Source organism: Serratia sp. Ae19-1, assembly GCF_059801225.1.
Genome location: NZ_JBCHWD010000019.1, coordinates 1 through 6,442, shown reverse-complemented (window position 1 = coordinate 6,442; position 6,442 = coordinate 1). Strand labels below are relative to the sequence as shown.

7 protein-coding genes are annotated in these 6,442 nt (G+C 58.4%); 6 read left to right on the top strand and 1 reads right to left on the bottom strand.

The annotated features are described in order from the left end of the window. Nucleotides 1-70: 70 nt before the first annotated feature. Entirely contained in the window at nt 71-634 is a 564-nt protein-coding gene (gmhB, locus tag AAIE04_RS24970; protein WP_015378880.1) for a D-glycero-beta-D-manno-heptose 1,7-bisphosphate 7-phosphatase, read from the bottom strand. A 188-nt stretch (nt 635-822) separates the two neighbouring features. Here gmhB and metN point away from each other — a divergent pair, with 188 nt between their 5' ends. From metN to proS, 6 genes are all read left to right on the top strand, one after another. Next, nucleotides 823-1,854, top strand: a complete 1,032-nt coding sequence (metN, locus tag AAIE04_RS24965; protein ID WP_498577853.1) for a methionine ABC transporter ATP-binding protein MetN — start codon at nt 823-825, stop codon at nt 1,852-1,854. Beyond that, nucleotides 1,847-2,500 (top strand): methionine ABC transporter permease MetI, encoded by a 654-nt coding sequence (locus AAIE04_RS24960; RefSeq protein WP_004932010.1) that lies wholly within the window; start codon nt 1,847-1,849, stop codon nt 2,498-2,500. Before metN ends, AAIE04_RS24960 begins: the two co-directional genes overlap by 8 nt. Nucleotides 2,501-2,539: 39 nt before the next feature. Next, a complete protein-coding gene (locus AAIE04_RS24955; RefSeq protein WP_019455780.1) occupies nt 2,540-3,355 on the top strand; it encodes a MetQ/NlpA family lipoprotein in 816 nt (271 codons plus the stop codon). 114 nt (nt 3,356-3,469) lie between these two features. Continuing rightward, nucleotides 3,470-3,874, top strand: coding sequence for an envelope stress sensor lipoprotein RcsF (gene rcsF, locus AAIE04_RS24950; protein WP_004932006.1), 405 nt, complete (start codon nt 3,470-3,472; stop codon nt 3,872-3,874). Then, nucleotides 3,871-4,578 (top strand): tRNA (N6-threonylcarbamoyladenosine(37)-N6)-methyltransferase TrmO, encoded by a 708-nt coding sequence (gene tsaA / locus AAIE04_RS24945; protein ID WP_498577852.1) that lies wholly within the window; start codon nt 3,871-3,873, stop codon nt 4,576-4,578. Before rcsF ends, tsaA begins: the two co-directional genes overlap by 4 nt. A 112-nt stretch (nt 4,579-4,690) precedes the next feature. Next, on the top strand, nt 4,691-6,409 hold the full coding sequence (gene proS, locus AAIE04_RS24940; RefSeq protein ID WP_074055982.1) for a proline--tRNA ligase: 1,719 nt from the start codon (nt 4,691-4,693) through the stop codon (nt 6,407-6,409). The last annotated feature ends 33 nt before the right edge of the window (nt 6,410-6,442 follow it).

Genomic DNA, 6,442 nt, shown 5'->3' with positions numbered 1-6,442 from the left:
GCCGGTTCAGAATGACAAGCGATAATATGCTTTTTTTATCTGACCGCTCACTATTCATTCGTAACGCCTATTAAACCCGCTTTTTGATGGCTGCCGGCAGGTCCGCCAGGCTATTTAGCACCCAATCGGCCAACTTTTCGCCCTGCTCCGTTACCGGCTTGCCGGTACGCACCAGCACCTTGGTGCCGACGCCGGCCGCGATCGCCGCCTGCATGTCTTCCGGTTTATCGCCCACCATATAAGAAGCGGCCATATCGATGTTCAATTCCTGCTGCGCTTGCAGCAGCATGCCCGGCTGCGGTTTACGGCAGTCGCACACCTGACGATACTCTTCTACTACCGCCTCCGGATGATGCGGGCAGAAATAGATGCCGTCGAAGTCAACGTCGCGATCGGCCAGCGACCAATCCATCCACTCGGTCAGGTACATAAACTGGTCTTCGCTGAACTTGCCGCGCGCAATGCCGGACTGATTGGTCACCATCACCAGCGCGAAGCCCATCTTTTTGAGTTCGCGACAGGCGTCAATCACGCCGTCGATAAAGTGGAAGTTGTCGATTTCATGGACATAACCATGGTCAACATTAATCGTACCGTCACGATCGAGAAAAATTGCTGGAACGCTTTGTGTCACCGCTTTGCTCCTGAGGGCCTGTATACGCTGACAGTATCGCATGTTTTACCCCACGCTGAGAACGCCGGAGAACGTCGTTGGCCGTTGACTTAGACGTCTAGACGCCTTAACATCTGATCCATACCTTGGTTCCACGCCGAGGTTTACTTTTATCTAGCCACGGGCAACCACGCTAAAATAAGAAGAATATGATTAAACTTTCTAACATCACTAAAGTGTTCCAGCAGGGTTCGCGCACCATTACCGCGCTCTCTGACGTGACCCTTCACGTCCCTGCCGGGCAAATCTATGGCGTTATCGGGTCTTCCGGTGCCGGCAAAAGCACGCTGATCCGCTGCGCCAACATGCTGGAGCGCCCCACTTCCGGCCAGGTGCTGGTCGATGGCCAGGATCTGACGTCCCTGTCGGAAAGCGAACTGACGCGCGCCCGCCGCCAAATCGGCATGATCTTCCAGCACTTCAACCTGCTCTCTTCCCGCACGGTGTTCGGTAACGTGGCGCTGCCGCTGGAGCTGGACAATACGCCGCGCGCCGAGATCAAGAAACGCGTGACCGAACTGCTGGAGCTGGTTGGCCTGGCGGACAAACACGACGCCTACCCGGCCAACCTGTCCGGCGGCCAGAAACAGCGCGTGGCGATCGCCCGTGCGCTGGCCAGCAACCCTAAAGTGCTGCTGTGCGACGAAGCCACCAGCGCGCTGGATCCGGCCACCACCCGTTCCATCCTGGAACTGCTGAAAGACATCAACCGCCGCCTGGGCCTGACCATTCTGCTGATCACCCACGAAATGGACGTGGTGAAACGCATTTGCGACCAGGTCGCGGTCATCAGCCAGGGGCAGCTGATCGAAAAAGACAGCGTCAGCGAAGTGTTCTCACACCCGAAAACCCCGCTGGCCCAACAGTTCATTCAGTCCACGCTGCATCTGGATATCCCGGACGACTACGCCGCGCGCCTGTCGCCGGAGCGTCAGGGCGGCCGCCAGCCGCTGCTGCGTCTGGAGTTCACCGGCCAGTCGGTCGATGCGCCGCTGCTGTCTGAAGCCGCTCGCCGCTTCAACGTGAACAACAACATTATCAGCGCCCAGATGGATTATGCCGGCGGCGTGAAATTCGGCGTGATGCTGGCGGAGCTGCACGGCAGCGACGAAGAAGCGCTGGCGACGATTAAGTTCCTGCAAGAAAATCAGGTAAAAGTAGAGGTTCTGGGTTATGTCTGAGGCAATGATGTGGTTGATGGCGCGTGGCGTATGGGAAACCGTCATGATGACCTTTGTCTCCGGCTTCTTCGGTTTCGTGCTCGGCCTGCCGGTAGGCGTGCTGTTGTATGTCACCCGCCCGGGGCAGATCATCGCCAACAATTCGCTGTATAAAATTTTGTCCGGGCTGGTGAACATCTTCCGTTCCATCCCGTTCATTATTCTGCTGGTTTGGATGATTCCGTTTACCCGCATGATCGTCGGCACCTCGATCGGTCTGCAGGCGGCCATCGTGCCGTTGACCGTGGGCGCCGCGCCGTTCATCGCGCGCATGGTGGAAAACGCCCTGCTGGAAATCCCGTCCGGCCTGGTGGAAGCCGCGCGCGCCATGGGCGCCACACCGATGCAGATCATCAAGAAAGTGTTGCTGCCGGAAGCCCTGCCGGGCCTGGTTAACGCCGCGACCATCACCCTGATCACCCTGGTGGGTTACTCGGCCATGGGCGGCGCTGTCGGCGCCGGTGGCCTGGGGCAAATCGGTTACCAATACGGTTATATCGGTTATAACGCCACAGTGATGAATACCGTATTAGTATTACTGGTAGTTTTGGTTTATCTGATCCAGTTCTGCGGCGATCGCATCGTCAAAGCCGTTACCCATAAATAGTTTCACAGCATATTAATGCGAGTCTAATGAGGAAGGGATATGTCGTTAAAATTTAAATCCATCGCGGCAATTGGCGCACTGATCGGCACTCTGGCTCTGACGGGCTGCGGCCAGGATGAAAAGAATCCAAACCACATCAAAGTCGGCGTGATCGTCGGCGCTGAGCAGCAAGTCGCCGAAGTGGCGCAGAAAGTGGCGAAAGAGAAATACGGTCTGGACGTCGAGCTGGTGACCTTCAACGACTACGTGCTGCCTAACGAAGCGCTGAGCAAAGGCGATATCGATCTGAACGCCTTCCAGCACAAGCCTTATCTGGATCAGCAGATCAAAGACCGCGGTTACAAGCTGGTGCCGGTCGGCAACACCTTCGTTTACCCGATCGCCGGTTACTCCAAGAAAATCAAATCGCTGGACGAGCTGAAAGAAGGTTCGCAGATCGCGCTGCCTAACGATCCGACCAACCTGGGCCGTTCGCTGCTGCTGCTGCAGAAAGTTGGTCTGATCAAGCTGAAAGACGGCGTTGGCCTGCTGCCGACCGTGCTGGACGTGACCGAGAACCCGAAAAACCTGAAGCTGGTTGAGCTGGAAGCGCCTCAGCTGCCGCGTTCTCTGGACGATCAGCAGATCGCGCTGGCGGTGATCAACACCACCTACGCCAGCCAGATCGGCCTGACGCCGGCGAAAGACGGTCTGTTCGTGGAAGATAAAGACTCGCCTTACGTCAACCTGCTGGTTGCACGCGAAGATAACAAAGATGCGGAAAACGTGAAGAAATTCGTTCAGGCCTATCAGTCTGACGAAGTTGACGCAGCCGCCAACAAAATCTTCAACGGCGGAGCGGTGAAAGGCTGGTAAGCGCTTATTCACCCATTTTATTCCTATAATTGCAAGACGGGCCAAGGCCCGTCTTGTTATTTCCGCCATAGCTTGCTTCAATAGCGCCACTTTCATTAAGGCAGAGGAATCTCAATGCGTGTTTTACCTCTCTGTTTGTTAGCGCTCGCGCTGGCCGGATGTTCATCGCAGCGTATCGCGCCGTCCTCAACAAGCAGCACCAGCAAGCCGACCACCACCGCTCCGGCCAAAACCACGCCGGCCGCCCGTCCCGCTCCGGTAAAACTGTATAAAAGTGCAGAAGAACTCGTGGGCAAGCCGTTCCGCGATCTGGGTGAAGTGTCCGGCGAATCGTGCCAAACCACCGTGCAAGACTCTCCACCAAATCTGGCCACCGCCCGTAAACGCATGCAAATCCGTGCGTCTTACATGAAGGCCAACGCCGTGCTGCTGCACGACTGCCAGATTGTCAGCGGCGTCGCCGGTTGCTATCAGCAGGCCGTTTGTCAGGGCTCGGCGCTTAACGTCTCGTCCAAATGACCGAATTCGTTTTCGAGCAGATCGGCGTGATCCGCTCGCCGTATAAAGAAAAATTCGCCGTTCCCCGCCAACCGGGGCTGGTCGAAGACGGCGGCGGTGAACTGCTGCTGCTGCCGCCCTACAACCAGGCGGAAGCGGTGCGAGGCCTCAGCGATTTCAGCCATCTGTGGGTGATGTTCATCTTCCATCAAACCATGGAGGGCGGCTGGCGGCCAACGGTGCGCCCACCGCGCCTGGGCGGCAATGCCCGTATGGGCGTGTTCGCCACTCGATCCACCTTTCGCCCCAATCCGCTCGGCATGTCCCTCATTGAACTGAAAGGCGTGCGGGTAAAAAACGGCGAAGTGGCGCTCGAGCTGGGCAGCCTCGATCTGGTCGACGGCACCCCGGTGGTGGACATCAAGCCTTATCTGCCGTTCGCCGAGAGCCAGCCGCAGGCCCGCGCCGGTTTTGCCCAGGCCGCGCCCGCCGGCGATATGCCGGTGCGTTTTGCGCCGCAGGCCGAGCAGCAGCTGCAGCAACATCAGGCGCACTATCCACATTTAAGGCGTTTTATCAGCCAGGTGCTGGCGCAAGATCCCCGTCCCGCCTATCGTAAAGGAGAGGACGTCGAACGGGATTACGCCGTCTGGCTGCTGGATTTCAACGTGCGCTGGCGCGTCGTGGACGGTCACACCGAAGTGCTGTCGCTCGACCCGCGTTAAAATTCCGCCGCCTCTCTTTTGGCGACCCGCTCGCGCTGGTAAACTAAATCACTTTTTGGCCGCCACTCTGGCAGCCCGATGCAATTTGCAGTTCTAACGGAACCAAAACACCATGCGTACTAGCCAATATCTGCTCTCCACTTTGAAGGAGACACCTGCCGACGCCGAAGTGATCAGCCACCAGCTGATGCTGCGCGCCGGGATGATCCGCAAGCTGGCCTCCGGTCTTTACACCTGGCTGCCGACCGGCCTGCGCGTTCTGAAAAAGGTTGAAAACATCGTTCGCGAAGAAATGAACAATGCTAACGCGATCGAAGTTTCCATGCCGGTGGTTCAGCCTGCCGATCTGTGGCAGGAAAGCGGCCGTTGGGAGCAATACGGCCCCGAGCTGCTGCGCTTCGTCGACCGCGGCGATCGTCCGTTCGTACTGGGCCCGACGCATGAAGAAGTGATCACCGATCTGATCCGCAACGAGATCAGTTCGTACAAACAGCTGCCGCTGAACTTCTTCCAGATCCAGACCAAGTTCCGTGATGAAGTGCGCCCGCGTTTCGGCGTGATGCGTTCCCGTGAGTTCCTGATGAAGGATGCCTACTCCTTCCACACCTCACAGGAGTCTCTGCAGGAGACTTACGACGCAATGTACGAAGCGTACAGCAAAATCTTCAGCCGCATGGGCCTGGATTTCCGTCCGGTGCAGGCGGATACCGGCTCGATCGGCGGCAGCGCCTCGCACGAATTCCAGGTGCTGGCGCAGAGCGGTGAAGACGATATCGTGTTCTCCACCGGTTCCGATTTCGCCGCTAACATCGAGCTGGCGGAAGCGGTCGCTCCGGCAGAGCCGCGCGCCGCAGCCAGCGAAGAGCTGCGCCTGGTGGATACGCCGAACGCCAAAACCATCGCCGAGCTGGTCGAGCAATTCCAGCTGCCGGTGGAAAAAACCGTGAAGACGCTGATGGTTCGCGCCACCGAAGAGAGCGGCCACAAGCTGGTCGCCCTGCTGGTGCGCGGCGATCACGAGCTGAACGAAGTCAAGGCCGAGAAGCTGGCGCAGGTTGCCGCGCCGCTGACCTTCGCCACCGAAGAAGAGATCCGCGCCATCGTCGGTGCCGGCCCAGGCTCGCTTGGCCCAGTCAAGCTGCCGATGCCGGTGGTTGCCGATCGCAGCGTCGCGGCGATGAGCGATTTCGGCGCCGGTGCCAACGTTGACGGCAAACACTACTTCGGCATCAACTGGGAGCGCGATCTGCCGCTGCCGCAGGTGGCCGATATCCGTAACGTGGTGGAAGGCGACGCCAGCCCGGACGGTCAGGGTACGCTGCTGATCAAACGCGGCATCGAAGTGGGCCATATCTTCCAGCTCGGCACCAAGTACTCGGAAGCGATGAAAGCGACCGTGCAGGGTGAAGACGGCCGCAACCAGGTGCTGACCATGGGTTGCTACGGCATCGGGGTTACGCGCGTCGTGGCTGCCGCCATCGAGCAGAACCACGACGAACGCGGTATCATCTGGCCGGACGCCATCGCGCCGTTCCAGGTGGCGATCCTGCCGATGAACATGCACAAGTCATTCCGCGTGCAGGCGCTGGCGGAAGAGCTGTACAACACCCTGCGCTCCCACGGCATCGATGTGATCCTCGATGACCGCAAAGAGCGTCCGGGCGTGATGTTCGCGGATATGGAACTGATCGGCGTGCCGCACTCTATCGTTATCGGCGATCGTAACCTCGATAACGAAGAGATCGAGTACAAGAACCGCCGCGTCGGCGAGAAGCAAATGATCAAAACCGGTGAAATCGTTGATTTCCTGCTGGGCCAGATCAAACGCTAAGCGCCGATCGCCAGAGAATAAAAAACCCGCCTA